Source organism: Mariprofundus ferrooxydans PV-1, assembly GCF_000153765.1.
GTDB lineage: Bacteria > Pseudomonadota > Zetaproteobacteria > Mariprofundales > Mariprofundaceae > Mariprofundus > Mariprofundus ferrooxydans.
In genome coordinates this window covers 771,367-796,222 of record NZ_DS022295.1, presented here as the reverse complement: position 1 = coordinate 796,222, position 24,856 = coordinate 771,367, and the positions used below count along the sequence as shown (strand labels likewise).

Sequence of the window (24,856 nt, the reverse complement as noted above, 5' to 3'; positions counted from 1 at the left end):
ATGACATGACTTCCTACACGGTATACACCTACGGCGGCGGCGAGGCGCTCTACGAGGTCTTCAATGCAATCGCGTCCTTGATGGGCGGAGGAGACTATCTGACGTTGATTCGTCTGTTCGGCATATTGTCTCTGTTCTGGGTGGTGATCGAGATGGGCGTGTTGCGGCGCACCATCAACTGGCACTGGTTCGTCATGTTCATGCTGATGTTCAACATCTTCTTCGTGCCGAAGATGAACGTGGTCATCATGGACCGGTTGAATCCGGCTGCAACCCGAGTGGTGGCCAATGTTCCGTTCGGTCTGGCCGCGCCGGCCTGGCTGTTCTCCACCATCGGAGACGGGTTGACGACGATGACCGAGGCGGTATTCACGCCGCCGAACGACATGCTGTATCACAACACCGGCATGGTCTTCGGCTCCAAACTGGTGTTGGCTATCAACAACGCCATGTTTGACGATCCATTGCTGAACAAGAACCTGACCGAGTACGCCCGGCAGTGCGTTTACTACAACGTCGCCTATGGCTTCTATTCCATGAAGGATATCTACTATTCATCGAATCTTCTGTCCCTGATCCTGTCGCCGGCCCTCAATTCGGGCATTCGCGGAATGTTCTACGATCCTGGCAACGGAGCCTCGACATTTCTGACCTGCAAGCAGGCGGCAACGCGTCTGAAAACGGACATCACGCCCGTGGTGGACAGCATGATCGGAAGGTTCGCAAACGCTTTGTTCGGGAACACTGGCCAGGCGCCAGCCGTAATGCGCGCGCGTCTGCTTTCCGCGCTGCCCGCCACTTACGGTTATCTGGCGAATATCTCTACGACGGCCAGTCAGATGGTGACACAGTCCGCGCTGGCAAACTTCTTCCGTGATTCCTACGGCCAGGTGGCTTCGATGGCAAACGCCACGGCCGCCGCGACGGCTTGGGCCGTGACCGTCACGGAACGCCAGCAACGGAGCGCCTACCGAACCATGGGCGAGATTGCCGCCCGGGCGCTGCCGATCATGCAGACGGTTTTCCAGGTCATTATCTATGGCACATTCTTTGTTGTGTTCCTGGCGTTGCTACTGCCGGTCACCGTGTCCGGCAAGGCGCTGGCCACATACCTCAAGATGATGATCTGGATTCAGCTATGGCCCGTGCTGTACGCCATACTGAACATGGTGGTGTCGCTCTACGACAAGTCCGCCACGCGAAGCATCGCAGACGGCGTTCTGTCGCCCGCGAGCATGGCGGGCTTGCAAGGCATGACTCAGGTGAATTCGGACATGGTGATCATCGCGGGATACCTCGCACTGTCTATTCCGCTTTTGGCCTGGGGACTTGTGACGGCAGGCGGATTCGCCTTCTCGCAACTGGCGCAGCAGCTGTTCATGCCAGCCACCCAGGCGGCTAACCAGATGGGTGGCGAAATGGCACGCGGCAATATCAGCACCGGCAATCTGCAAGCCGGCAACCAGTCCGTCATGCAGCAGCAGATGGCGCCGAACATGAATCTGGGCGCGCAATACTCCAACGGCGCCTTTACGGACCACTTCAGCCCTGGCGGGCGTGTGGCCAGCCAGCTGATCAACAGCGACCTCGGCGTGGGAGTATCGAGCAGGCAGGCGCTGATGCACAATGTTTCCAATGCCCGAAATCATGCCGAGGCGGTGGAGCGAACGCATGCGAAGAACGTTATGGTAGCACAAACCGCGCAGAGCGCGGCTGCGGAGCAACTTGTGGAGACCGCCCGGTACAGTGAGAGCAGCGCGCTACGCAAAGAGGTGAGCAGTATTGTCGGCGATACGAAGAGCTTCCAGAGTAGCCGTGAAATTGCCCACAACTTTGCCAGGGAGCATGGCCTGACCGATGAACAGGCTGCCCGGATTCTGGCCAACGCCAGCGCATCCATGAGTGGTGGCTTCGAGTTGTTTGGAACGGGCGGGAAGGTAAGCGCACAGGCAAGAATTGAGGGCGTTTCAGATTCCAAGCTTCAAGAAGCCTACAAGGATGCCACGACCGGCAAGATAGCGCAGACATTCACGCACGCCCAACAGGTGGAAAACCGCTTGGCCGAGGCGGCAAGCCGCGATACATCGTCCATGCACAGCACGGACGCTGGAAAGAGCCTTGTGGATACGCACACGCGTCTTTCTCAGGAGCAGGAGCAATACAGCGCCGCCCATCGACGAACAGAAGAATTGCGCCAGGCCGAGGAATTCGGGAAAGCACATTCACGCGATATCCAAGCGACAGCCAACGATTATCTGGAGCAGTTTGCCGCATCGAAGGGTATCGATGTGCATGACACGGCAAACCGCGGCAAGATCGAGCAATTGGCCGCAAGCGAGGAGTTCTCCGAATATGTCATGCACCGAAGCGGTATGGACATCGACATTGATGGCGATGGCAGGGTGGCCGGCTGGGAAGCGGAGATGCAGGAGGCGACCGGGACTCTCGAGCCCGGACACCGTGTTTCAGATCCGACGGGCACCGTCGATCACAAGCAGCGGGAGGCTGATTTGGATCCCTCGAAGCAACCAGCCTTGCCGCACGTGGATCAGAAGATAAGTGACGCTGAACGTAGGAGCCAAGCCAATCAGACGGCCGTTGAACACGGTCAGTCTGAGGTATCCGGAAAGTTGCAGAGCCTCAAAGACGATGTGGACGGGCAATCTACCCACTTAGGGGGACGTGTTGCTGCCAACACCTGGCAAAACATCAAGGATCAGTTGCCTGAGGCGGCCGGAGGATTCATCGCCGGGATGTCAGATGGCAATGGCGTGACGCTGAAAGACCATCATGTACCGGGCACGCCATTGTTTGAAACGCCGGATGTGACCCGCGATGTAGGCGTGCTCAAGGGAAGTCCGGGTCGGCTTGGCGGCGAGGAGCCGGGCGTGCATGTCGAGCCGCCAGAGAAAAAGGATGAAAAGGGCTAATCAGTCCGGGCACCGCGATTTTCATAGATGTATTCGGAATTGCATTCCGGGCAATGGGGAAATCCGCTCATGGGTTCTCCTCGGATGATATGCCTCGATAACAGGATATGGAATATATCGTGCATTGTCCGCCATTTGCGATCGAAATCATTGTCCTCCGCAACCTGCACCGGCGGCAGCGAACACATTGCCCGGTAATGTGTCCGATCGCTGATCTGGGAGAAGGGGTGATCGAAATAATTGACAGTAGATTAGAATAGTGAATAATACCGCCGCATGCAAAACATCGGGGGTACAATCAGATCGCTCAGAGAGCAACAGGGCCTTTCCCAGCGCGCGCTGGCGGAGGCCGCCGGTATCAGCGCGGCGGCCCTGTCGCAACTGGAGGCCGGGCAAACCTCGCCGTCGGTGGCCACGCTGGAAAAGCTGGCCGATGGGTTGGGCATTGCCATCGCCGCCTTCTTTCTGGATTCAGGCAATCCTGCCGACATTGAAATTTTCGATCTGAATGAGCGACCATCGGTACCGCTCGGCCAAGGCGGACGCTTTGTGCCGCTGACGGCCATGCATCAACCGGCCGGGTTCGAGCCGATGCTGGTGCAACTGGATCCCGGCGGCTGTTTCGATGAAAACAAATACGGCATCAAGAGTCCACATGCCTTCGTATGGATGCGCAAGGGCAGGGCGGTGCTGGAATATGATGAACGCAGCTATGAGTTGTGTGAAATGCAATCAGTCTATTACGATGCGCGTAAGCCGCACAACTGGCGGAATATCTCCGATACGCGCTGTGAAATCCTTATGGTGCGTTCCCGATGACAGCGATGGCACTTGCCATCACCGCCTGTGGAACACCTCTGTTGGCCTCAGCTATAGCTCCCGCATTGGGAGGAGATGCACGGCGTAGCATACTTTGTCTTTTGCTGGCCATCAGCGGCTTATCAGCCATGATTGGCGGCATTCAAGGGCTACTGACTGAACCAACCTCGTTGATTCTTCCCCTCGGCCTGCCCTGGCTGCCAATGCATTTCCGCGTAGATGGGCTAAGTGCCTTCTTTCTGCTGGTCATTGGCACTCTGTTGCTGCCAGTGGCCATTTATTCACAAGGCTATCTTAAAGGAGAGAAACGGCTGGGCGCGCTGGCCGTGTTCCTGCCGCTGTTCGTGCTCGGCATGCTGGGTGTGGTAATCGCCGATGATGCCTTCACCTTCATGCTGTTCTGGGAGATGATGAGCGTGTCGTCCTATTTCCTCGTCACGTTTGAGCATGAGCGTCTTGAGAACCGCAAGGCAGGCTTCATCTATTTGCTGATGGCGCATCTGGCCGGGCTGCTGATTCTCGGCGGCTTCGCAGTGCTCTACGCGGCCAGCGGTTCATTCGAGTTTTCCGTCATGCGTGCAGCACACCTCTTCCCGTTCTGGGCCACGGCCGCGTTTCTGCTTGTGGCCTTTGGTTTTGGCACGAAGGCCGGTGTGGTGCCGATGCACGGCTGGCTGCCCGATGCCCATCCGGTCGCGCCCAGCAATGTTTCCGCGCTGATGAGCGGCATCATGCTCAAAGTGGCCGTCTTCGGTTTTCTCCGCGTGGTCTGGGATCTGATCGGCCCGGGCGATTTCCAGTGGTGGTGGGGTGCGCTGGTGCTCACCGCCGGTTCCGCCTCTGCGGTATCCGGCGTGCTTTTCGCGCTGCAACAACACGATCTGAAGCGGCTTTTGGCCTACCACTCGATCGAGAACATCGGCATCATTCTGATCGGACTGGGGCTGGGCATGCTGCTCGCGCATTTCGGTCACCCGTTGCTCGCGGCGCTCGGACTGATCGCCGGGCTTTATCACACGATCAATCATGCCCTGTTCAAGGGTCTCCTGTTCATGGGGGCGGGCGCCGTGCTGCATGTCACCGGCACGCGCGACATGGAAACCATGGGAGGATTGATCCATCGCATGCCCGCCACCGCGTTGTTCTTCCTCGTTGCCTGTGTCTCGATCTCGGCCTTGCCACCGTTCAATGGTTTCGTGTCGGAATGGCTGACCTTCCAGACCGCGCTGATGGCGCCGCAACTGGGTGGTGCGCTGCTTACCGCCATCGTTCCGTTTTCCGCCGCCATGCTGGCCTTGGCGGGAGCCTTGGCCGCAGCCTGTTTCGTCAAGGTATTCGGCGTGGTCTTTTTGGGGCATGCACGCAGTGAACATGTGGCCGGAGCGCACGAAGTGGATGGCTGGATGAAACTCGGCATGGCGATTCCCGCGCTGCTTTGTCTGCTGCTCGGCCTACTGCCGGTGATGTTCATTCCGCTCATGGATGCCATTCCGGCTTCCCTGCTCCATGTCTCGCTGGGCGCGCATCTGTACGAGCACGGTTGGCTCTGGCTGACTCCGGTCGATGCGACGCATGCTTCCTATTCGGCGCCTGTGGCGCTGGCCGGCATGCTGGGCGTCGGTGGTCTGGTTTACTGGTGGTTGCACCCGAAGGGTTGCCGCATTCGGCGTGGCGCATTGTGGAGCTGCGGCAATCCGCATATCCATGCCCGCATGCAGTACAACGCGACCGCTTTTTCGCAACCGTTGCGCCGCATCTTCGCCGGCGTGTTGCGGCCCGAGGAGCATATCCATGTCGAGCGCCCGGCGCACAAGCTTCTCACGCGCAGGGTTCGTTATACCGTGCACGTTGGCGATCCGGCCGTCAGACATCTCTATCAGCCGCTGGCTCGGCTAACGCTGGGCCTTGCCAAACGGGTTCGGCATGAACATCAGCGCGGAATCCATGCCTATCTCGCCTGGACCTTTGCCACGATCCTCTTCCTGCTGGTGGCGTTCGCATGAACGCATTTCTCATCCAATTCCTGCAGGCAGTACTGCTGATCGTACTGGCACCACTTGCCGCAGGCTTCGTGGCCACATGCAAGGCCAGGCTGCAGAACCGCCGCGGCGGGGGCGTAATGCAGCCATGGCGGAACCTGCGCAAGCTGATCGCCAAAGAAGTGGTCATGGCGGAACATGCCTCGTGGATTTTCCGCTTCGCTCCCTATGTGGTCTTCACGGCCACGGTCATGGCGGCCAGCTGCGTGCCAGCCGTGCTGGTCAACACCCCCTTGTCGCTCACTGCCGATGTTATTGCGCTGGTGGCACTTCTGGCGCTGGCCCGTTTCTTCCTTGCATTGGCCGGCATGGACATCGGTACGGCATTCGGCGGCATGGGTGCCAGCCGCGAAATGACGTTTTCAGCGCTAGCCGAGCCGGCCATGCTGATGAGCGTATTCGTACTCTCACTTTCCGCGCACAGCACCAACCTGACGACAATGATCAATCACGCGCTAAATGCGCCGTTGGTCTTGCAACCGTCGCTGGCATTCGCGCTGGCGGCGATGGTGATGATCGCCATCGCCGAGAACGGACGCATCCCGATCGACAATCCGACCACGCATCTGGAACTGACGATGATCCACGAAGCCATGATCCTGGAATATTCCGGGCGTCACCTAGCGCTGATGGAGTGGGCCGCGATGATTAAACTACTGCTGTTCGCCACACTGCTCATCGATCTGTTCCTGCCTTGGGGCATGGCAACCGATGCCGGCATCTTAGCGCTGACATTGGCGTTGGCGCTGTGGGTTGCCAAGCTCTTCGGTTTGTTGCTTATGCTGGCACTGGCAGAAACGGGGCTGGCAAAAATGCGTCTATTCGAGGCGCCGGAATACCTCTCAGGCGCGTTTGTCATCGCTTTTCTGGGGCTGCTCACACACTACATGCTGGAGGTCGGCGCATGAGCGGCGCATTTCTCCAACAACTGGTCGACAGTTTGGCTGCCTTGATGCTGTTAGTCTCCTTTGCGCTGCTGGCGCAACACCGCATGCTCTCGGTGCTCAACTGGTTCGCGGCGCAGGGCGTGCTGCTGGCGGTGACTGCCGTTGTGGTCGCCTATGGCACCGACAATCATGAACTTTATATCTCAGCGGTGATGACCTTTCTGCTCAAGGGACTGCTGCTGCCATGGCTATTGTGGCGCGTCATCAAGGAACTGCATGTCCACCGTGAGGTCGAACCACTGATGAATATGCCGCTGACCATGCTCATTGCGCTGGCCGTCACGCTCTTCTCGTTTCACATTATTCAACCCATCGAAAAAATTTCGGAGCTTTTGACACGCGACTCGATGGCCATCGCCACCGCCTGCGTACTACTGGGCATGCTGATGATGATCACGCGCAGAAAGGCCATCACCCAGGTGATCGGTTTCCTGGCCGTCGAGAACGCACTGTTCTTCGCCGCCATCGGTTCGACCAACGGCATGCCACTGGTGGTGGAGATTGGTATCGCCTTCGATGTACTCATTGCCGCGTTGATCTTCGGCCTATTCTTTTTTCAGATCAGAGAAACTTTCGACTCTCTGGAAGTGGATATCATGCAGTCGCACCTGATCCAGGAGGATGAGAACGAATGAATCTGTTTCTCATCGTGCTGTTCACCCCGCTACTCGGCGGCCTTCTACTCGCCGGGATCCGCCACCCTCGATGGGCCGCTCGCGCCAATATCGCCATCGGCATGGTCACATTCACGTTCAGCCTGGGGCTTGCCATGCAGGTGCTCAATGCGCGTGGTTTCAACACTCTGGATGGCTGGTTCCATCTGGATGCCTACAATGCTTTTCTGGTTGCACTGACCGCATTCGTCGGCATGACCACAGCCATCTTTTCCGCCCCCTATATGCGACACGAATTCGACGCCGGCCGTGTCAATGCTCGCCAAATGAGGCTATACCACAGCATGTTCCAACTCTTCCAGTTCGGCATGTTGCTCGGCTTTACCACGAACAATATCGGCGTGCTATGGGTTTCGCTGGAGCTGGCCACATTAGCGACGGTACTGCTGGTTTCTCTATATCGAACACCAGCCTCAATCGCCGCTGCGTGGAAGTACTTTATTCTCTGCGGCATGGGCATCGCACTGGCGCTGTTCGGGACAGTACTGGTATTTTTCACTTCCTCCAGTGTGCTCGGACACGGTAATGAAGCGCTGACCTGGACGCTGTTGCATGAGCATGCCGGCGCGCTCGATCCCTTCGTCATGACGATTGCCTTCTGCTTTTTGATGGTCGGCTACGGCACTAAGGTGGGGCTTGCGCCGATGCATGCCTGGCTGCCGGATGCCCACGGCGAGGGGCCGACACCGGTCTCAGCCGTGCTTTCCGGACTCTTGCTTAATCTTGCACTATATGCGCTGGTGCGGCTGAAAATGCTGGTAGATGGCGCAACCGGAACCGGTCTGGCCGGACATATGATGATGGCATTCGGCATACTGTCACTGTTCGTGGCCGCGTTCTCCCTGCACAGGCAGCGGGACATCAAGCGCATGTTCTCTTTCTCCTCGATCGAGCACATGGGGCTGATGACCTTCGCCTTCGGCCTCGGCACCCAGCTGGCCGGTGTTGCCGCATTGCTGCACATGACCGTCCATTCACTGGTCAAGTCCGGCATCTTTTTCACAGTCGGCCATGCTGCGCAAGCCATGCGCACGCAGAAGATGTCTGAAATACGCGGGTTGATTCGCCATCATCCCGGCATCGGCTGGGGGCTTATGATTGGCACAGTGGCCATTGCCGGTTTCCCGCCGTTCGGCGTGTTCACCAGCGAGTTCCTGCTGTTCACCGCCGCGCTCGAATCAAACCCATGGACAACGATTCCACTACTGCTGGGTCTGCTGATCGCGATGGCTGGTCTGCTGCGCTTCGTGCAACCGATGGTCTATGGTGAAACCGCAGAGCAGGCGGTTTCGGTGCAGGTCAACATGCTGCCGGTTTATATCCATCTGGCATTGGCATTGGTGCTTGGTCTGTCGATCCCGGGCTTTCTGGCCGGCTGGTATGAGCAGGCGGCGACCCTGATCGCGGCGGTTTCCGCAGGAGGCGGCGTATGACGCAACCGATCAATACCTGGTTTGTCGAACACCTCGGCGACTGCGACATTCACTCGATCTGGCTGAACGACCACCGCCCGGAGCACATGCCGTGCCTGGAGATCCGCCGACTGGACTGGGCGCACGCAGCCTGCGAGGCGCGCCGGCTCGGCATGCGGCTGGTCGCACTCTGGGGCGCCGAAGCGGGATGCCACGATCGGGACGCCCATGCTATGTATGCCTACATGGCGTTCGCGCACCCCGAACACCGGCACACGCTGCTGCGCACGCCGCTGGCGGCGGAGAATCCCGAGCTGCCGAGCATCAGCGGGCACTACATCGCCGCCTGCCGCATGGAGCGACACATGCAGGACATGTTCGGGATCCACATCACCGATATCCCCGATCCGCGCCCGTGGATCAAGCATGAGCACTGGCCGCGCGAGGCGTATCCGTTGCGCGTGGATTTCGACGCGCGCCCCCCCCTGCTGGCGGAGGCGCATGGCGATTACGACTATGTGCGCTCGGGCAGCGAGGGCGTTTACGAAATTCCGGTCGGGCCGGTGCATGCCGGCATCATTGAGCCTGGACATTTCCGTTTTCTGGCCGTCGGCGAACATATCCTGAACATGGAGGAGCGGCTAGGCTACGTGCACAAGGGCATCGAGCGCGCCATGCAAAGCAAGTCGGCGGAAGAAGGGCTCAAGGTTGCTTCGCGCATCTCCGGCGACAGCACGGTGGCGCATGCATGGGCCTTCGCCCAGGCCTGCGAATACGCCGGCCAGATCGATGTGCCTCGCCGCGCCAGCTTCATCCGCGCCATCCTTTGCGAGCGGGAACGTATCGCCAACCATATCGGCGATATCGGCGCCGTCTGCAACGATGCCGCGTTCGCCTTCATGCTCCATCAGATGCACCGTCTGCGCGAGGACATGGCGCGCCTGCATCTGGAGCTATTCGGTCATCGCCTGCTGATGAACACGCTGATCCCGGGCGGCGTTCTCGTCGACCTCGGTGAGCGGGCAATCGGCCTGCTTCGGGAGCAGACACTTGCCATTGCCAACGAGGTCGAACATCTGCGTGCCATCTATGCCGACCACCCCTCGATTCAGGGGCGTGTGATTGGCTCGGGCATGGTGCCGGTCGAGGATGCACAGGACATCGGATTGCTCGGCTATGTCGGCCGGGCGTCTGGCCACTACCCGGATGAACGCATCGAGGAAGCCTATGCCCCCTATGACGAACTCGAAGTCAATGTACCACAAGGCAAGCTCGGCGACGTCGCCACGCGGGTCTGGGTGCGCTTCGAGGAGATTGCCGAGTCCTCGCGCCTGATTTCGGAGTTGCTGGAGAAGATGCCCGAAGGTCCGATCGTTGCGAACTGGCTACCGCCGGAGCCCGGCGTGTCCGGCTTTGCCGCCATCGAGGGTTGGCGTGGCGAGATCGCCGCATGGGTGCGCTTCGGCGAAGGCGGGCAGATCGACCGCTGTTTCGTACGCGATCCCTCGGTGATCAACTGGCTGGGACTGGAGCTGGCCGTGCGGGAGGTGCCGGTGCCCGACTTTCCGCTGAACAACAAATCCTTCAACTGTTCGTATTCGGGCAACGATCTGTAGGGAGACAAGTATGCTGGGAATCCTCAGGCAGATCACCAGAATCGGTACCATCACCGAACCGCTGGCGGCAAGCGATCAGTTCAAAGTGATGGGTAAACGACTTGAGTCGGTCATTCGCAATCATTTTGCGGGCTCGCTGACTATCCGGGCCGTGGATGCCGGCTCCTGTAACGGCTGCGAGCTGGAAATCCATGCCACGAACAATGCTTATTACGATATCGAGCGCTTCGGTATTCATTTCACCGCCTCTCCGCGTTTCGCCGATATGCTGCTGGTGACCGGCCCGGTTTCGGTGAATATGAGGAAGGCGCTTGAGATGACCTATAATGCCACGTCCGATCCGAAGCTGGTGGTGGCCATGGGCGACTGCGCGGTCAACTGCGGCGTATTCGGAAGGGACAACTACGCGATCGCCGGCGCGGTATCGGATATCATTCCCGTAGATGTTGTCATTCACGGCTGCCCACCGACACCGACGGACATCATCCGGGGCATCCTGGCCGCCGCTGAAATGCGATAAGGTAACGGCCCAACAATGTCCATCAGCATCCAATGTCGAGCCGCCAGAGAAAAAGGATGAAAAGGGCTAATCAGTCCGGGCGAGTGTATTCAAGTCCCAAGTCCAGAGAGTGACCACACCCCAGCTCGTCTTCCTCCGACTTGGCTATCTTCCGCATTTCATTTTCGGGCACCGATCCTTTCGACAGGAAAGCACCGATGACGAAAAAGGCAATCACGCCAAGAAGGCTATGGGTTACCCAGCCGACGGCGATTGCGGCCAGCAAGGCGATAGCCATTTCCTTGATGTATGACTGTTTCATGTTCCAAATGATAGACGGCACAACCAATAAACGCTACGCGGGAAAGGAACCGGTTTCCTGCGTAGGGCAGAAAGAAAGTCTATAAAACGCTTGTTGATTGCATCCGCCCCGAACTGTGGCCACGGCCATGGTGATGCATTGTCTCCACGGAGGCACGGGGCATTCTTTCAAATGCGCGAACGCGCACCAGCATATTAAAACAACCACCATTCAAAACAGGCATGCGTACAAATCGGACTCCGCTACGGCGGTTCCGGTTCGTTTTGCTTGCCGCATTTCAAGGAGGATACGATGAAAGAATTGCAAATACTGGTCCGCGGAGGCCTGGTGCAGGCCGCTCTTTCCGGTGCGCCAGAGGACTTCAAGGACATCAAGGTCGTAATTGTGGATTACGATGTTAGCGACACATCCGCAACCGAGCTTACGCCAGTTGGTGACGGGGATTCGGTGGCTTACGCGAATGTGTATGAAGAAAAGGTCGGCCAGTCCAATATCACGATAGGCTGATCGTTATCCGGTCCCGCATTGGGGCACGGTGAAACATGGTGGAGGTGTGATCGTCTCCACTCCATTCCAACCAAAGGAGGTGTTCAAAATGAAACGCATGAATCAACACGATCCTCCGTAACGGAGGGTCCATTTTTGCTGGCGCTCCGCCAGTTAAATCAGGGAGCAGCCGCCATGAACTGTGATCCATGGCAAAGGTGGTCTTCAACCGCCAGATCAAGTTGAAGCGCGTGATCAGTCCCGGCGATACGGGGGCGAATCGTGAGCCTAGAGCTTGCGTGGCCTTGCTGATACGGCAGCAGGGTTTTTCTTACGCGGAAAAATGTGGAAAGTAGGGCGGATACTACCGCCCAAGTCCAAATGGATACTGGAGGAATAATCAGATTGCCAAACCTAGTCCAGCAGGGCCACTAGATCCTCAGCACGGAGGTGGGTGTAGCGTTTGAGCATCTGGAGTGTTTTATGTCCAGTAATTGAGGCAACTTGCATTGGGTTTAACCCTCGTTCGAATAAGCGGCTGGTCGCTTCGTGCCTCAAATCATGAAAACGCAGATCTACAATCCCAGCATGCTTGCAAACGCGTGAGAACGCCTGCGAGATCCCGTTTGGCGCAATGCCGAATACCCGCTTATCATTCAATGATCGTACCTTTGCCCGGCGATGAATGATTTCACGCGCGCGACTAGACAATGGAACATCCCGGCGTTCGCCATTCTTCGTGTCATGTAGTCTTGCGATGTTGCCATGGATGTCCTCCCATCGGAGACTGGCAATTTCTGCGCGCCTCATGGCTGTTTCTAAAGCGAACATCACAATGTCGCCGATCACACCGCCGTATTCTTTGCAAGCTTGCATCAGCTGATCTTCTTCACCGGGTTGTAGGCGCCGATCCCTTGCAGTCTGCTTGACCGATGGCATCACACCACGGGCGACGGGGTTGCTCAGGTAGTTCATGCCCCAGTCTCTGGATGCAACGGTGAATAAGTGGGAAATAACTGCCAGTTCCAAACGAACAGAGTTCGGACCAACTTCTTTCAGTCGGCTATCACGATATTTGATGATATCTGGCGTTCTGATTTTCGACAAAGGGAGGCGAACCAGTGACGAGCGGGACAGCGTGCGCACTCGAGACATCTCTTGTCTTGCTCCCTTTTTCCTCGGAACGATATTCTCTGCATATCGTTCCAACGCTTCACCGAACAGCGTTCGTTCAGCCAGACGAGTATCCACGAAGTCGCCCCTTTGCAGCTTCGTTTTCACCTCGGCTTCGAACAGTTGCGCATCCCGACGAAAATCAAAAGTCGCGTCAGCTACTACCTTTCCGCGATGATACACTTGGACACGGTAAGTTGTTCGCCCGTTCTTCCATTTTCTTTTCTGGATCGCCATCCCACGCTCTCCTGCGGTGTGTGTGCGGTGTGTGAAGCTGCAGAATAACAGGGATCGAGCGGGAATCAACGGGAACAAAATTCCTTTATTATTAATATGATAGATGAGCGTGCATTGATATTGTTGAGCCCGAAGAAGGGATCATAATCCGCGTGCCCGGGGTTCGAGTCCCTGAAGCGCCACCAACAAGAAAGAGCCGCGTGACTTAATGTCATGCGGCTCTTTCGCGTTAGGCTCCTCCCGACTTAACCGTTCACGCAGAATAGATATTTGAATATTTGTGCTATAATCGCCAGTCATTGTATTTGAGGGAGTGGGGATGGCAGCGAGACGGCGTAAAAAGAAGGCAAACTTTATTGATGATATGGCTGAACTACCCTGGCAGGTAAACGCCGTTGTCATGGTTGTAGCGTTCTTTGGTATTAAATATATTCCCCCCTTAATTGATGCGCAGTCCATAGTAATGCGTGGGCTTTTGACTGCAGCTCCCAATTTTGCACCGCTTGTAGCTTTTATATTTTTAGTCCCGACCGTAATGTCTGCGACAAGTGCATACAAAGCGAGAAAGAGCTATCCGCCAGTATATCCGGTATCTATGAAGGTGAAGAAACCTTCCGGCAGGTCAGGGCCGCCAGATCCATGGGCGCAACAGCAACCGGTTGGAAAAGAGCTAGTGTTTCCGGCTGACGAGAGGCAATTGTCGCCGGGAACCAGTGATGGTTTGCAAGAGCTTGAGTCGTTGCGAGAGGCTGAGGGTTATCATGAGCCGCAGAAGCCCCAATCAATCAGCCTTGATTTGATATGGAAAATTGAATGGAAGCGTTTTGAAGAGTTGTGTCGTGCCTATCTTGAGGTAAAGGGAGGAAGGGCTGAAACAACCAAGATCGGCCCGGACGGTGGTGTTGATATAAACCTTTTTAAAGATAAGTCAGACAAGCCTTTTGCAATTGTTCAGTGCAAGGCATGGAATGCGTATAAGGTCGGCGTAAAGCCCGTGCGGGAGTTGTTCGGGGTTATGGCGGCCGAAGGTGTTTCTACAGGGATATTCATGAACACAGGCTCTTATACCCGAGAAGCAGTGGCTTTTGCCAAAGGCAAAAAGCTTTTGCTGATTTCAGGGGAAGATCTGGTTAAGTCGATATTGGAGATGCCTGACGAGATACAGAGCAAACTATTACAAGTCGCTACAGAGGGCGACTATACAACGCCGACTTGTCCCCGGTGCGACACTAAGCTGACTCTGAAGAAAGTTAGCTCGGGTAAAAATGCAGGCAATGAATTTTGGGGCTGCCGGAGTTATCCAAGGTGCAGAGTCACTTTAAAGTATAAGCCTGAAATGGCGTGAGAGAGTTGGTTTAACTTGCCAAATGATGGAGCCAGGCAATTGTCGATTGCCGACTCGTAATTGGTATTGGTTCTGATTGATGGGCGAAAAATATCGCAAGTCACCCGAAGGTATCGGTTGTTATTTCCCTGACTATACTGCGAGCCGGAGGTGTGAAAATCTATGAAATTAATTTCGACTTCAGCATTGGCGAAAGAGCTTGGAGCTACAACCCGAGAATTGTTTGCCATCCTGGTTGCAAACGGTTGGATTGTAGAAAATGGCGGTGAAAGAAAGCTGACTGATGCCGGTAAGCAATTAGGCGGGGATTATAAAAGCGATAAGCGGTTCGGAACCTATATCGTCTGGCCCAGTGAAATAAAAAGTAAAATAAGCATTGGTTCAAATGTCGCTTCGCCCAAGCAGGCGAGCAATATTCTTACAGCAACGTCCCTGGGTAAGACTTTTGATGTCTCTAATCAGAAGATAAACCTGATTTTTTCTGAACTAGGTTGGATCAAGAAAGGACTGAAAGGCTGGGAACTCACAAAACAAGGTGAAAAGGTCGGAGGTATTCAGCTTGAAAATAACAGGTCTGGTGTACCTTATGTTTCATGGCCTGAATCAATTGTGACGAACAAGACGCTTCTGGATTCTATTAAGCAAACACAGGGTCAGGAAAGCGAAGGTTCCACTACAGAGTTGCAGGAAAAGAGCTCCAATGTATCCGGTTTCAGAGATAAGTTCGAGGCAAAATTCCGTAGTACAGATGGCCATTATGTCAGGTCAAAGGCAGAGATGTTAATTGATAATTGGCTATATATGGCTGAAATTGTCCATGCCTACGAAAGGAAGTTACCTGTAGAAGAGGAAGTATATTGCGACTTCTATTTGCCCGGCGGGAAAGTGTATATCGAATACTGGGGGTACGAGAATGACTCTAAGTATTTACACAGAAAGAAAACCAAAATCGAAATATATGAGAAGTATGATTTTAAACTTATTCAATTGAATGATGCTGATGTAATTAATCTGGATGACGTATTGCCAAGGCTCCTGTTAAAACATGGTATCCAATCGTATTAATAATCATTATGGTGGAAGGGTTACAGAAATGTGGGTAGTCCAGTATGAATCGCCACTAATTTACTAGGCGCGTCCAAGGGGCTTCTGTATGAAGGAGGGGATCGTGAATAAGTTGGGATTGGCATCGGCTGTGATTGTTGGCGTTTTCGCGTCATGCATCGGTTTTCCGGTTACGAAGGCTGACGAAATGTATCAATGCAAGGGGCCGGGGAAATTTGATACGCCTGTCTGGCAGGATATCCCATGCAAGGCCGGTGAGGAAGTGGAGCACCGAAAGTTGCATGACTACTCAAAAGAGGATGCATCAACAGTTGGTCATGGCCAGTTTACGGCCGCTCAGGCAAGCGAGTTTATAAGATTCAGAAAAGTCGCTGTAGGTATGAGCAAACAGGATGTGCTCAAGTCCTGGGGAGAACCGGGCAAAACAAATATAACCTTGTCCGGAACAGGCAAGTCGGAGCAACTGGTTTATGATCAGTATAAGGATACGCCTGTTATTAATATGGATGAGAAAGGGATTGTCTCTTCTATCAACTATTCTACCGCGAAAGAATCTGAGGCCAAGCCGGGGAAAAGTTTAGGGACAGTTCGGACCAGCGGATTCGGGCAATATAACAGCTTGTAAATCATACCCATGGCCATGACTGTGTAACCGGCCAGAAATCACTCCTTAAATAACAGAAGAGCCGGCTAACCCGGCCGAACCGAATGCCCCTGCATCAATAGCTGGCGGCGTCATCTGATCTCTATCAGTATCAAGGGCTCCCGGCGGGTTTAAGCTGCGGATCACAGGAGCAGGTATGAAGCAGAAGATCGTGGCGGCGGGAATGCTTGTGGCGGGGTTGTTGCTGATGGCTGCGTCCATAGATCCCGGCCTGCCGAAGGGTTACTGGCATAAGCCGGCGGCTACAGCCGGATCACCGCCGGCACGCTGGTCGGAGCTGGAGGCGAATCTGCATCCGGAAGCCTGCGGCCAGTGCCATGAGGCACAGTTCGATGCGTGGAAGGATAGTCTGCACGCACATGCCTATTCACCCGGTATGATCGGCCAATTTCCCGCTATGGGATATCAGAAGGCTAACGGCTGTCTTGCCTGCCATGCGCTGCTGGCCGAACAGGCGTATCCCGATGATAAATCGATGCGGCACTCGCTGAAGCTGCGTCTGAAACATGACTCCGGTTTTGACCGGGAGGCGGATATTGATAAGGCGACACTGCCGCTGCGTCATGCCGGCGTGACATGTGCAGCCTGTCATGTGCGGGGGTGGCAACGTTTCGGGCCACCGCCTAAAGGCGGCAGTGCTACCGGTCATCTGGATGCAGCGGCCCATGGCGGCTTTGTCGCCACCAGTGCCTTTGAGCGATCAGGCTTTTGCGCCTCCTGTCATCAGTTTCCGCAATCGAAAGCTATTAATGGAAAACCTCTGGAAAATACACTAACTGAATGGAAAAACAGTAGTTTTGGTGAAAAAGGCATTACCTGTCAGCAGTGTCATATGCCGGATCGCAGGCATGAGTTTCGCGGTATTCATGATCCGGAGATGGTGCGCAAGGGGCTGGATATTACCCTGCTCAGGCAGGCGGACGGCGTGCGGCTTCGCATGACTTCGAAGTGGATCGGCCACGCCTTTCCGACCTATGTGACGCCGGAAATCATTGTGCGTGCCGAGGCGCTGAATGCGGCCGGTAAGGTGCTGCAAAACTGGCAGTGGAAGGTGGGGCGTGAGGTTGCCTATGACCGGGGCTGGAAGGAGTTGCGCGATACGCGCCTGATGCCGGGTGAGAAGCGCGACTTCACTGCTTCGCCGTTACCGGCCGCCACAACCCGCGTGCACTACCGCATTACCGTGGTGCCGGATAAGTTCTATCAGGGTGTCTACCGCAGGCTGCTCTCTGCTGATATGACGTCGCAGGCACAGGCGCATATCAAACGCGCGGCCAGGCGGGCGGCTAAGGGCGACTACCTGCTCTTCGACGGATTTATCACCATCTGAACAGGTAGTTACGAACAGATACTTGAGAGATTTCTTGCCGGATCGGGGCTAAAACTTGCGCAGTTTGCCGCCAGCTTCTAAGCTGCATCCATTCATGGCTGCATGCCAGATGGGAGGGGCTGATGTTCAGGTTTTGTGCTGTATTGCTGGCGATGATGTCTGTTGTCGGAGTGTCATGGGCCGCAGATACGATGACCGAACCGACAACAGGGATGACGTTCGTGCGCGTGCCTGCCGGATGTTTTCAGTTTGCCGCACTCTCCACTGCCGCCGCCGGGAACAAGGCGCCCTCCGGCAAGGGTGATATTTGCCTGCCATCCGATATCTGGATGGGGGCTTATGAAGTCACGCAGGCCGAATACAGCAAGATCATGGGTACCAATCCCTCCGGTTTCAAAAAAGGCGGTCGCTATCCGGTGGAGCGCGTACGCTGGTTTGATGCCATCCAGTTTATCCGCAAGTTGAACAAGGCCTCGGGCAAGCATTTTCGCCTGCCGAGCGAGGCGGAGTGGGAATATGCCGCACGCAGCGGCGGTAAAACGCAGCGCTATGGTGCCGCAGGCAAACCGGATCAGGTTGCCTGGTATATGGCCAACAGCAAATACACGTCCCACCCTGTGGGTGAAAAGAAGCCTAATGCGTTGGGCCTGTATGACATGAGCGGCAATGTATGGGAGTGGATGCAGGACTGCTGGAACGAGCATCTCGAAGCCGCACCGAAAGATGCTTCAGCGCAGACAGAAGGGCAGTGTACGGCCAGAGTGCTGCGCGGCGGCTCCTGGTATGATGCAGCGGAAATGATTACCACCAGCAGCCGATTGTGGAATGATGCGGATAAATTCGACAATAACAGTGGTTTCCGGCTGATTCTCGAACCTTAATCTGTTTTGCTCATCATTAATGCAGGCGTTTTCCACACCTGCACACCGGCGGACCAACTGATATGCAAGTACGTAAAGCGGCAATAGAGAGCCTGGCGGATATCCTTGTCCGGCAGCGCAAGGCGGAGCAGGCCATGGAGCGCTATGGTGTGCGCCTGGATGCGCGCGGGCGCGGTCTGTTGCATGAGCTGGTCTACGGGGTATTGCGCCGTTTTTACTCGCTGGAGGCCGATTATTCGCGCTTTTGTCGCAGCAAGCCGGATGATACGGCGCGTATGGCGCTGCTGATTGGCACCTACCAGCTGCGCTATATGCGTGTACCCGCCCATGCAGCACTCTCCGAAACGGTTGCGGCTGTTATGCAGTCGAATCCCAAGGCCGGTGGATTCGTCAATGCCGTGTTGCGCCGGGTGAGTGAGCATGAACCGCCGCAAAAACTCAAACCCAATCAGCGGGCCGAATTGCCTCGCTGGATCTATGCCGGTTGGCGCGATGCGTTCGGTGCCGAACAGGTCACTGCATGCAGTGAAGCGCTGAAAACGGTGCCGCAACTCTCGCTGGCGCTGTTTACCGACAGGGATAAGTGGCTGGAGCAGGTGACGGGTATGGGTATCGATGCGGTTGCCGGTGAGCTTACCCCCTGTGCCGTACTGCTGCCTGCCGGCACCGATGTCACGACTCTTCCCGGTTATGAAGAGGGTGCGTTTACCGTCATCGATCAGGCGGCACAGGCGGCGGTCATGGCGCTGGAACCTGTGTGCCGAAACGGCGTGATTCTGGATATATGCGCGGCTCCCGGCGGCAAGACCGCTATGCTGTCGCACCGCTTTCCCGAAGCGACGATTCTGGCGATAGAGCTCAATGCACGTCGTATTCCGCGCCTGAACGAAAATCTGCAACGGCTGGGCTGTAGCAATGTGCAGGTGATTCAGGCCGACGGTTTAAATCTGCCTCTGCCATCTTTAAGCGTGGATGCACTGCTGCTCGATGCCCCCTGTTCGGCTTCGGGCATTTTGCGCCGCCATCCGGATGCGAAGTTTTTGCATGATGAGCAGGCGGTTGAGACGCTGGCCGCGCTGCAACGCCGTTTGTTGAGCGAGTCACTGCGCGTACTCAAGCCCGATGCGGCCATGGTCTATGCAGTCTGTTCCATTCATCCGCAGGAAAATGAACAGGTGCTGGCAGAGAGCGGGGCACTGTGGGATATGCAGCGGCGCTTTCCCGATATCGCGTGCGACGGATTTTTTCATGCCGTGCGTTGCCGGGACGGAGCCTGATCATGGGTGAGTTTGACCTGATCGATCGCTGTTTTGCCGGCAGGGGCGGGCAACCGCGCACATTTACCCGTCTGGGCATTGGCGATGATGCATCGGTTCATCAGCCGGCTGCGGGGATGGAGCTGGTGGTCAGTACCGATACGTCGCTTGCCGGCGTACACTGGCCGACGGATTTACCGCTGGCTGTTGCCGCTGATCGTGCTGTCTGTGCAGCCCTCTCCGATCTTGCCGCGATGGGGGCAGAGGCGCTCTGCTGCTGGCTCAATGTCATGGCTGAGGATGCCGGGGCGGTGGCGCAGATGGGAGATGGCGCTACGGCGGCGCTGGCACGTTTTGATGTGGAGCTGGTCGGCGGCGATACCACGCGCTCATCCTGTAATGCGCTGGCCGTAACGGTGGCAGGTCAGTTGCCTGCGGGGAGTGCCATGCGCCGGAGCGGGGCGCAGGCGGGTGATAATATCTGGTTGTGCGGCTGTGTCGGCTTTCATGCATCAGGTTTAAAGCAGTGGATAAATGACTGTAAAGACGGCAGTTTTGTTGAATACTTTACAGGTGTTGTGCCGATGTTGAAACAAGGTGTGCGCCTGCGCGAGCAGGGGGTGCAATGCTGTATGGATATCTCCGACGGGCTGTTGCAGGACGCGACTCATCTGGCTTGCGCTTCAGATGTGGGCATGGAGATCGAGTTATCGCTGCTGCCTGACTGGCCGCAGCTGGTGGACGAAATCGGCGAGGCGCAGGCGCTGCAGAATGCGGCTCATGGCGGCGAGGATTATGCGCTGCTGTTCACAGCCCCCGCTTCGATGCGCTTTACCGATGCCTGTATGATCGGCCGTTGCCGGGAGCTGCCGGGTGTCAGCCTGATGCTGGGCGGGCAGCCTGTTTCGGTAGAGAAGGGGGGGTATGACCATTTCCAATAGATCATACGGCCCGGGGGGCTGGGTTGCAGCAGGTTTCGGCAGCGGCTGGTTGCCGAAAGCGCCCGGCACATGGGGCTCACTGGCTGCATTGCCGCCGGCATGGTTGTTGTTGCACTTCTCGGGCTCTGCCGGCCTGCTGGTTGCATCGCTGCTGGCCTGGGTGATCGGTTGTCTGGTCTGCGCGTCGGTGCTGCCCCGGATGACGGACAAGGATCCGGGCTGGATTGTCATTGATGAGTGGGCCGGACAGTGGTTATGTCTGGCTCTGATCTCCTTCCGGATGGGGGATGGAGTCGTTGCTTTTGTGCTGGCATTTGTGGCTTTTCGCGCGCTGGATATTCTGAAGCCCTGGCCTGTATCACTGGCTGAGCGGGTCGGTCCGCCTTGGTGGTCGATTATGGCCGATGACATGCTCGCAGGTCTGATTGGTGGTGGTGTTATCGTTGCCGGCGTCATGATGACAGGTTGGGTGGTATGACCATTCGCGCCCGCTGGGTGATCAGCGAATGCGGCCTGCAGAGCCTCTCCGGCGCGGGTATAACGACCGGCTGGTTGCGGGCCTGGCTGCATACGGCAGGTGCCGATGAAGTGACTCTCAGCCTGCTGGAGGCCGGTGACTGGCAGCATGAAAATGATGACTGGCAGCTGTTTTTTGCCACAGAGAGCGAGCTGGAGAGCGTGCGAGACAGCCTGCCGTCGACGGCAACGCAGACTTCCTTTAAGCTGGATAACCCGCTCCGTCGCGGTAATTGCTTTCGTCACGGGGGCGTGATTAGCGTGCTGATGCCGCCGGGCGATATCGCTTTTCAGCGCCAGATATATCTGAATTTACTCAATGATAACAAGCCAATGCGGCCGTTATATGTATGTGCTGATGAAACTCAGGGTCTGCCGCTTGAGACCGGACTTTCAGCAACGCTTGAGCCGACGACTTCACCGGCTTTGGTCAATCACTCCGGTCTGCTGATCGAGGAGCAGGTGATTGCGCTGCTGCGTGAGCATGCGCTTTCACTGCGCACGGTTGAGTCCTGCACGGGAGGACTGATTGCCGCGCGCCTGTGTCGGGTGCCGGGTGCATCGGATGTGGTGGATCGCGGCTGGGTGACCTATACCAATGCGGCAAAACAGGATATGGCCGGCGTACCGGAGTCGTTGATCCGGCAACATGGCGCGGTCAGTGAGCAGGTGGTGCGGGCGATGGCTGAAGGCTGTGCAGCTTTAGGTTGCGTCAGTGTGGCGGTCAGCGGTATTGCAGGTCCCGGCGGTGGTTCGCCGGGCAAGCCGGTCGGCACGGTATGGATTGCCGTTTCAATGGCCGGGTGTGATAGTGTCAGTCGCTGTCTGCAGTTGAGCGGGGCACGCCATGAAATTCAGGCGAAGACAGTTGTAGCTGCGCTGTTACTACTCACCGAGGCGGTTGAAACATAGCAGGTGCGATGCACCCCAAGTGGATTGCGCGGCAATGGCCCGGGCAAAGAGCCGGATGAGAAATCAGTGGATGGTTTTGCACGCTGTGTTGACAGGTAATCATCATATACTAATGTATGAGTTTGTGGATTATGTGAAAAAATAACGTTTTATTTGTGTCAAAATAGATGCCCTTGTGTGAATAGGGGGTGCATTGGTCTGATGAACTGATACACTCCGCCGCGTTTTTGACTTTCGGAGGTCATGCATGCCCTGGAGTAACCAGAATGGTTCCAACAACGACAACCAGAACCCGTGGGGGAAACCCCCTGGCGGTGGAGGCGGTAACCAGACACCGCCTGATCTGGATGAGGTGATCCGCAGATTGCAGGAGCGCTTCGGCAGCCTGTTTGGCGGCCGCGGTGGTCACGGCGGCAACAGGGGCAATGGTGGCCCTGAGCTCAGCAAAGGTATGATTACCGGCTTTCTGGCCCTTGTGATGCTGGTCTGGGGTGTATCCGGTTTTTATAAGGTCGCTGCCGATGAAGAGGCGATTGTGCTGCGCTTTGGCCAGCATGTGGCAACCAAGGGGCCGGGCCTGAATTGGCATATCCCGTATCCGGTAGAGACGGTTCAGAAGCTGCCTGTGACCAGTATTCAGCGTCAGGAGATCGGTTTCCGTCACTTTGCCGATGGCACGCTGCGCAAGCGCACCAACGAATCACTGATGCTGACCAAGGATGAGAATATCGTCGATATCTCGTTTATTGTGCAGTACAAGATCAAGAGTGCCGAAGATTATCTGTTCAACATCGATAATCCTGAAAAGACCGTGCGTGATGCCGCCGAATCGGCGATTCGCGAAGTGATCGGCCGTACGTTGATCGATGATGTACTGACAACGAAGAAGGCCGAGGTGGAAGTGGAGACCGAGCAGCTGATCCAGTCTATTCTGGACTCCTATTCGGCCGGTATTTCGGTGACGACGGTCAAGCTGCAGGATGTACAGCCGCCTGAGCGTGTGATCAAGGAGTTCAAGGACGTAGCCAGTGCGCGTGAAGACAAGGAGCGCGCCAAGAACGAGGCTCAGGCCTATGCCAATGATATTACGCCGAAATCCCGTGGTGAGGCCAAAAAGATAGTGCTTGAGGCTCAGGGTTATGCCAAGGAAGTGGTGGAGAAAGCCAAGGGTGAGGCATCCCGCTTTGACAGTCTGCTGGCAGCTTACAGGCAGGCCCCGGAAGTGACGCGCAAGCGCCTCTATCTGGACACCATGCAGGAAGTGATGACCAACGCGGACAAGGTGATTGTTGATGGCTCCGTGGCAAAAAACGTGCTGCCTTATCTGCCACTAGATAAACAGCCAGCCAAGGCGGAGGTGACTAAATGAGTCCCAAACAGGCTATGATTGCAATTATTCTGGTTGTTGCGGCTGCTCTGGTCGGCACAAGCGCATTTGTTGTTGACCAGCGTGAGCAGGTGCTGGTGCTGCAGTTCGGTAATCCGAAGGATGTGGTGAAAAAAGCGGGTCTGCATTTCAAATGGCCATGGGAGAGTGTGAAGACTTTTGACCATCGTCTGCTGGAGTCCGATGCGCAACCGAATGAAGTGATTACGATGGACAAGAAATCGATCATGGTGGATAACTATACCCGCTGGAAGATTGCCGATCCGTTGAAAGTCTATCAGGTGGCACGTACGCAGGTAGGTGTGGAATCCCGCATGGAAGATGTGGTACGCGGCAAGGTGCGCGAGGTGTTGGGTCAGCACACCCTCTATGAGATCGTCTCCGGTGGTGACGATGCCACGCTGCGTATCAAATTGATGCAGAGTATTCGGGATCGGGCCGACAAGGAAGTTCGCGATCTGGGTCTGCGAATTATAGATGTACGCATCAAACGTGCCGACCTGCCGCTGGAAAACTCAGAGGCTGTATTCCAGCGCATGAAGGCCGAGCGTAACCGGATTGCCAAGGAGTATCGTTCCGAGGGTGAGGAAGCTGCCAAGGAGATTCGTGCCGAGGCAGAAAAGCAGCGTAAGGTGATTTTGGCTGATGCTTACAGGCAGTCGGAGATCCTGCGTGGTCATGCCGATGCCGAATCAACCGCCATCTATGCCAAGGCGTACAAGAAAGATCCGGATTTCTATGCATTTACCCGTTCATTGCAGGCCTATCGCGCCTCAATCAACAAGGGTTCGCGCCTGGTGATTTCTCCGGATACGGAGTTTTTCCACTTCTTCCAGCAATCACATCGCTGATCGAAATATCTGATGGATGATTTGCTGGCGGCGCTGGGACTGGTGCTCGTGCTGGAAGGTGCTTTCTATGCGCTATTCCCGCAGGGGATGATCAATATGATGAGGCGCATACCAGATATACCACCGGCCTCATTGCGGCTGATGGGTATTGTAGCCGTTGCTATCGGTTGGGTGATCGTCAAGGTAGTACGCAACTAAAGATAAAGGGCCGGTTCTTAAACAAGAACCGGCCCTTTTTTTATTCATCGCATATGAGTGAGTGATACGACAAGAGCATAAATCAGTGTTTTTCGGGTCACCGGGACGTCATTTGCAATTTGAGTTTCTACCCCTAGGGTCACCGTCAATGCTTACCGGAACCTGTAAGGCAACCAGTAATGCAGGCCGTTTGTCTTTTCGTAAACCTGTTACGTCTGATGAATCCGGTTTTTTATGCGCTTGTGGAACAGAGCAAGCCGCCGGATCTCAACTCTCGGTACTGTTATCTGATTTATGCGAACACCTCTCTTTCATCTCTCTGGTGGCAGAGTGTGAAGTAGCGTCTGCCTTCATGG

At 56.0% G+C, this 24,856-nt stretch carries 23 protein-coding genes; 21 read left to right on the top strand and 2 right to left on the bottom strand.

All coding sequences use genetic code 11. From position 1 onward, the window contains the following. Window positions 1–5 precede the first annotated feature (5 nt). The 8 genes from SPV1_RS10675 (at window position 6) to SPV1_RS10635 (ending at window position 10,957) form a co-directional block, all read left to right on the top strand. Window positions 6–2,930: a conjugal transfer protein TraG N-terminal domain-containing protein gene (locus SPV1_RS10675; protein ID WP_009851209.1), complete on the top strand. Its 2,925-nt coding sequence runs from the start codon at window positions 6–8 to the stop codon at window positions 2,928–2,930. Window positions 2,931–3,206: 276 nt separating this feature from the next. Then, the gene (locus tag SPV1_RS10665; RefSeq protein ID WP_009851207.1) at window positions 3,207–3,749 is read left to right on the top strand and encodes a helix-turn-helix domain-containing protein; all 543 of its coding nucleotides are present in this window, start codon (window positions 3,207–3,209) and stop codon (window positions 3,747–3,749) included. A gap of 101 nt (window positions 3,750–3,850) precedes the next feature. Then, window positions 3,851–5,752 carry a hydrogenase 4 subunit B gene (gene hyfB, locus SPV1_RS10660; protein WP_009851206.1) on the top strand — a complete coding sequence of 634 codons (1,902 nt, stop codon included), beginning with the start codon at window positions 3,851–3,853 and terminating at the stop codon, window positions 5,750–5,752. After that, window positions 5,749–6,696, top strand: coding sequence for a respiratory chain complex I subunit 1 family protein (locus SPV1_RS10655; RefSeq protein ID WP_009851205.1), 948 nt, complete (start codon window positions 5,749–5,751; stop codon window positions 6,694–6,696). The genes hyfB and SPV1_RS10655 overlap by 4 nt, the downstream gene beginning before the upstream one ends. Beyond that, window positions 6,693–7,370: a formate hydrogenlyase gene (locus tag SPV1_RS10650; RefSeq protein WP_009851204.1), complete on the top strand. Its 678-nt coding sequence runs from the start codon at window positions 6,693–6,695 to the stop codon at window positions 7,368–7,370. The genes SPV1_RS10655 and SPV1_RS10650 overlap by 4 nt, the downstream gene beginning before the upstream one ends. After that, window positions 7,367–8,842 carry a hydrogenase 4 subunit F gene (locus tag SPV1_RS10645; protein ID WP_009851203.1) on the top strand — a complete coding sequence of 492 codons (1,476 nt, stop codon included), beginning with the start codon at window positions 7,367–7,369 and terminating at the stop codon, window positions 8,840–8,842. The genes SPV1_RS10650 and SPV1_RS10645 overlap by 4 nt, the downstream gene beginning before the upstream one ends. Further along, the gene (locus SPV1_RS10640) at window positions 8,839–10,437 is read left to right on the top strand and encodes a hydrogenase large subunit (RefSeq protein ID WP_009851202.1); all 1,599 of its coding nucleotides are present in this window, start codon (window positions 8,839–8,841) and stop codon (window positions 10,435–10,437) included. Before SPV1_RS10645 ends, SPV1_RS10640 begins: the two co-directional genes overlap by 4 nt. Before the next feature lie 10 nt (window positions 10,438–10,447). Next, window positions 10,448–10,957: an NADH-quinone oxidoreductase subunit B family protein gene (locus SPV1_RS10635; RefSeq protein WP_009851201.1), complete on the top strand. Its 510-nt coding sequence runs from the start codon at window positions 10,448–10,450 to the stop codon at window positions 10,955–10,957. A 70-nt stretch (window positions 10,958–11,027) separates the two neighbouring features. Here the strand turns inward: SPV1_RS10635 and SPV1_RS10630 are convergent, their stop codons facing one another. Further along, window positions 11,028–11,258 (bottom strand): hypothetical protein, encoded by a 231-nt coding sequence (locus SPV1_RS10630; protein WP_009851200.1) that lies wholly within the window; start codon window positions 11,256–11,258, stop codon window positions 11,028–11,030. Window positions 11,259–11,549: 291 nt separating this feature from the next. On the opposite strand from SPV1_RS10630, the gene SPV1_RS10625 reads away from it, so the two are divergent. Then, the gene (locus SPV1_RS10625) at window positions 11,550–11,765 is read left to right on the top strand and encodes a hypothetical protein (protein WP_009851199.1); all 216 of its coding nucleotides are present in this window, start codon (window positions 11,550–11,552) and stop codon (window positions 11,763–11,765) included. 393 nt (window positions 11,766–12,158) lie between these two features. On the opposite strand, the gene SPV1_RS10620 is transcribed toward SPV1_RS10625, so the two are convergent. Continuing rightward, window positions 12,159–13,154, bottom strand: coding sequence for an integrase (locus SPV1_RS10620; protein WP_009851197.1), 996 nt, complete (start codon window positions 13,152–13,154; stop codon window positions 12,159–12,161). 319 nt (window positions 13,155–13,473) lie between these two features. On the opposite strand from SPV1_RS10620, the gene SPV1_RS10615 reads away from it, so the two are divergent. The 12 genes from SPV1_RS10615 to SPV1_RS10560 all read left to right on the top strand — a co-directional run bounded on the left by SPV1_RS10615 (window position 13,474) and on the right by SPV1_RS10560 (window position 24,500). Beyond that, on the top strand, window positions 13,474–14,499 hold the full coding sequence (locus tag SPV1_RS10615) for a restriction endonuclease (RefSeq protein ID WP_009851196.1): 1,026 nt from the start codon (window positions 13,474–13,476) through the stop codon (window positions 14,497–14,499). Between the two features lie 162 nt (window positions 14,500–14,661). Then, window positions 14,662–15,564, top strand: a complete 903-nt coding sequence (locus SPV1_RS10610; RefSeq protein WP_009851195.1) for a hypothetical protein — start codon at window positions 14,662–14,664, stop codon at window positions 15,562–15,564. A 103-nt stretch (window positions 15,565–15,667) separates the two neighbouring features. Then, the gene (locus SPV1_RS10605) at window positions 15,668–16,189 is read left to right on the top strand and encodes a hypothetical protein (protein ID WP_152909357.1); all 522 of its coding nucleotides are present in this window, start codon (window positions 15,668–15,670) and stop codon (window positions 16,187–16,189) included. Window positions 16,190–16,364: 175 nt separating this feature from the next. Further along, window positions 16,365–17,558, top strand: coding sequence for a multiheme c-type cytochrome (locus SPV1_RS10600; protein WP_009851193.1), 1,194 nt, complete (start codon window positions 16,365–16,367; stop codon window positions 17,556–17,558). A 122-nt stretch (window positions 17,559–17,680) separates the two neighbouring features. Beyond that, entirely contained in the window at window positions 17,681–18,439 is a 759-nt protein-coding gene (locus tag SPV1_RS10595) for a formylglycine-generating enzyme family protein (RefSeq protein ID WP_009851192.1), read from the top strand. Window positions 18,440–18,501: 62 nt separating this feature from the next. Further along, complete coding sequence (locus SPV1_RS10590) at window positions 18,502–19,716, top strand: transcription antitermination factor NusB (protein ID WP_009851191.1); 1,215 nt, start codon at window positions 18,502–18,504, stop codon at window positions 19,714–19,716. A gap of 2 nt (window positions 19,717–19,718) precedes the next feature. Next, window positions 19,719–20,636, top strand: a complete 918-nt coding sequence (thiL, locus tag SPV1_RS10585; RefSeq protein WP_009851190.1) for a thiamine-phosphate kinase — start codon at window positions 19,719–19,721, stop codon at window positions 20,634–20,636. After that, on the top strand, window positions 20,620–21,114 hold the full coding sequence (locus tag SPV1_RS10580) for a phosphatidylglycerophosphatase A family protein (RefSeq protein WP_009851189.1): 495 nt from the start codon (window positions 20,620–20,622) through the stop codon (window positions 21,112–21,114). The genes thiL and SPV1_RS10580 overlap by 17 nt, the downstream gene beginning before the upstream one ends. Beyond that, on the top strand, window positions 21,111–22,064 hold the full coding sequence (locus SPV1_RS10575) for a CinA family protein (RefSeq protein WP_009851188.1): 954 nt from the start codon (window positions 21,111–21,113) through the stop codon (window positions 22,062–22,064). Before SPV1_RS10580 ends, SPV1_RS10575 begins: the two co-directional genes overlap by 4 nt. 247 nt (window positions 22,065–22,311) lie before the next feature. Next, complete coding sequence (gene hflK / locus SPV1_RS10570; RefSeq protein WP_009851187.1) at window positions 22,312–23,433, top strand: FtsH protease activity modulator HflK; 1,122 nt, start codon at window positions 22,312–22,314, stop codon at window positions 23,431–23,433. Next, window positions 23,430–24,302: a protease modulator HflC gene (gene hflC / locus SPV1_RS10565; RefSeq protein ID WP_009851186.1), complete on the top strand. Its 873-nt coding sequence runs from the start codon at window positions 23,430–23,432 to the stop codon at window positions 24,300–24,302. The genes hflK and hflC overlap by 4 nt, the downstream gene beginning before the upstream one ends. A gap of 12 nt (window positions 24,303–24,314) precedes the next feature. Continuing rightward, on the top strand, window positions 24,315–24,500 hold the full coding sequence (locus tag SPV1_RS10560) for a DUF2065 domain-containing protein (RefSeq protein ID WP_009851185.1): 186 nt from the start codon (window positions 24,315–24,317) through the stop codon (window positions 24,498–24,500). Window positions 24,501–24,856: the final 356 nt, after the last annotated feature.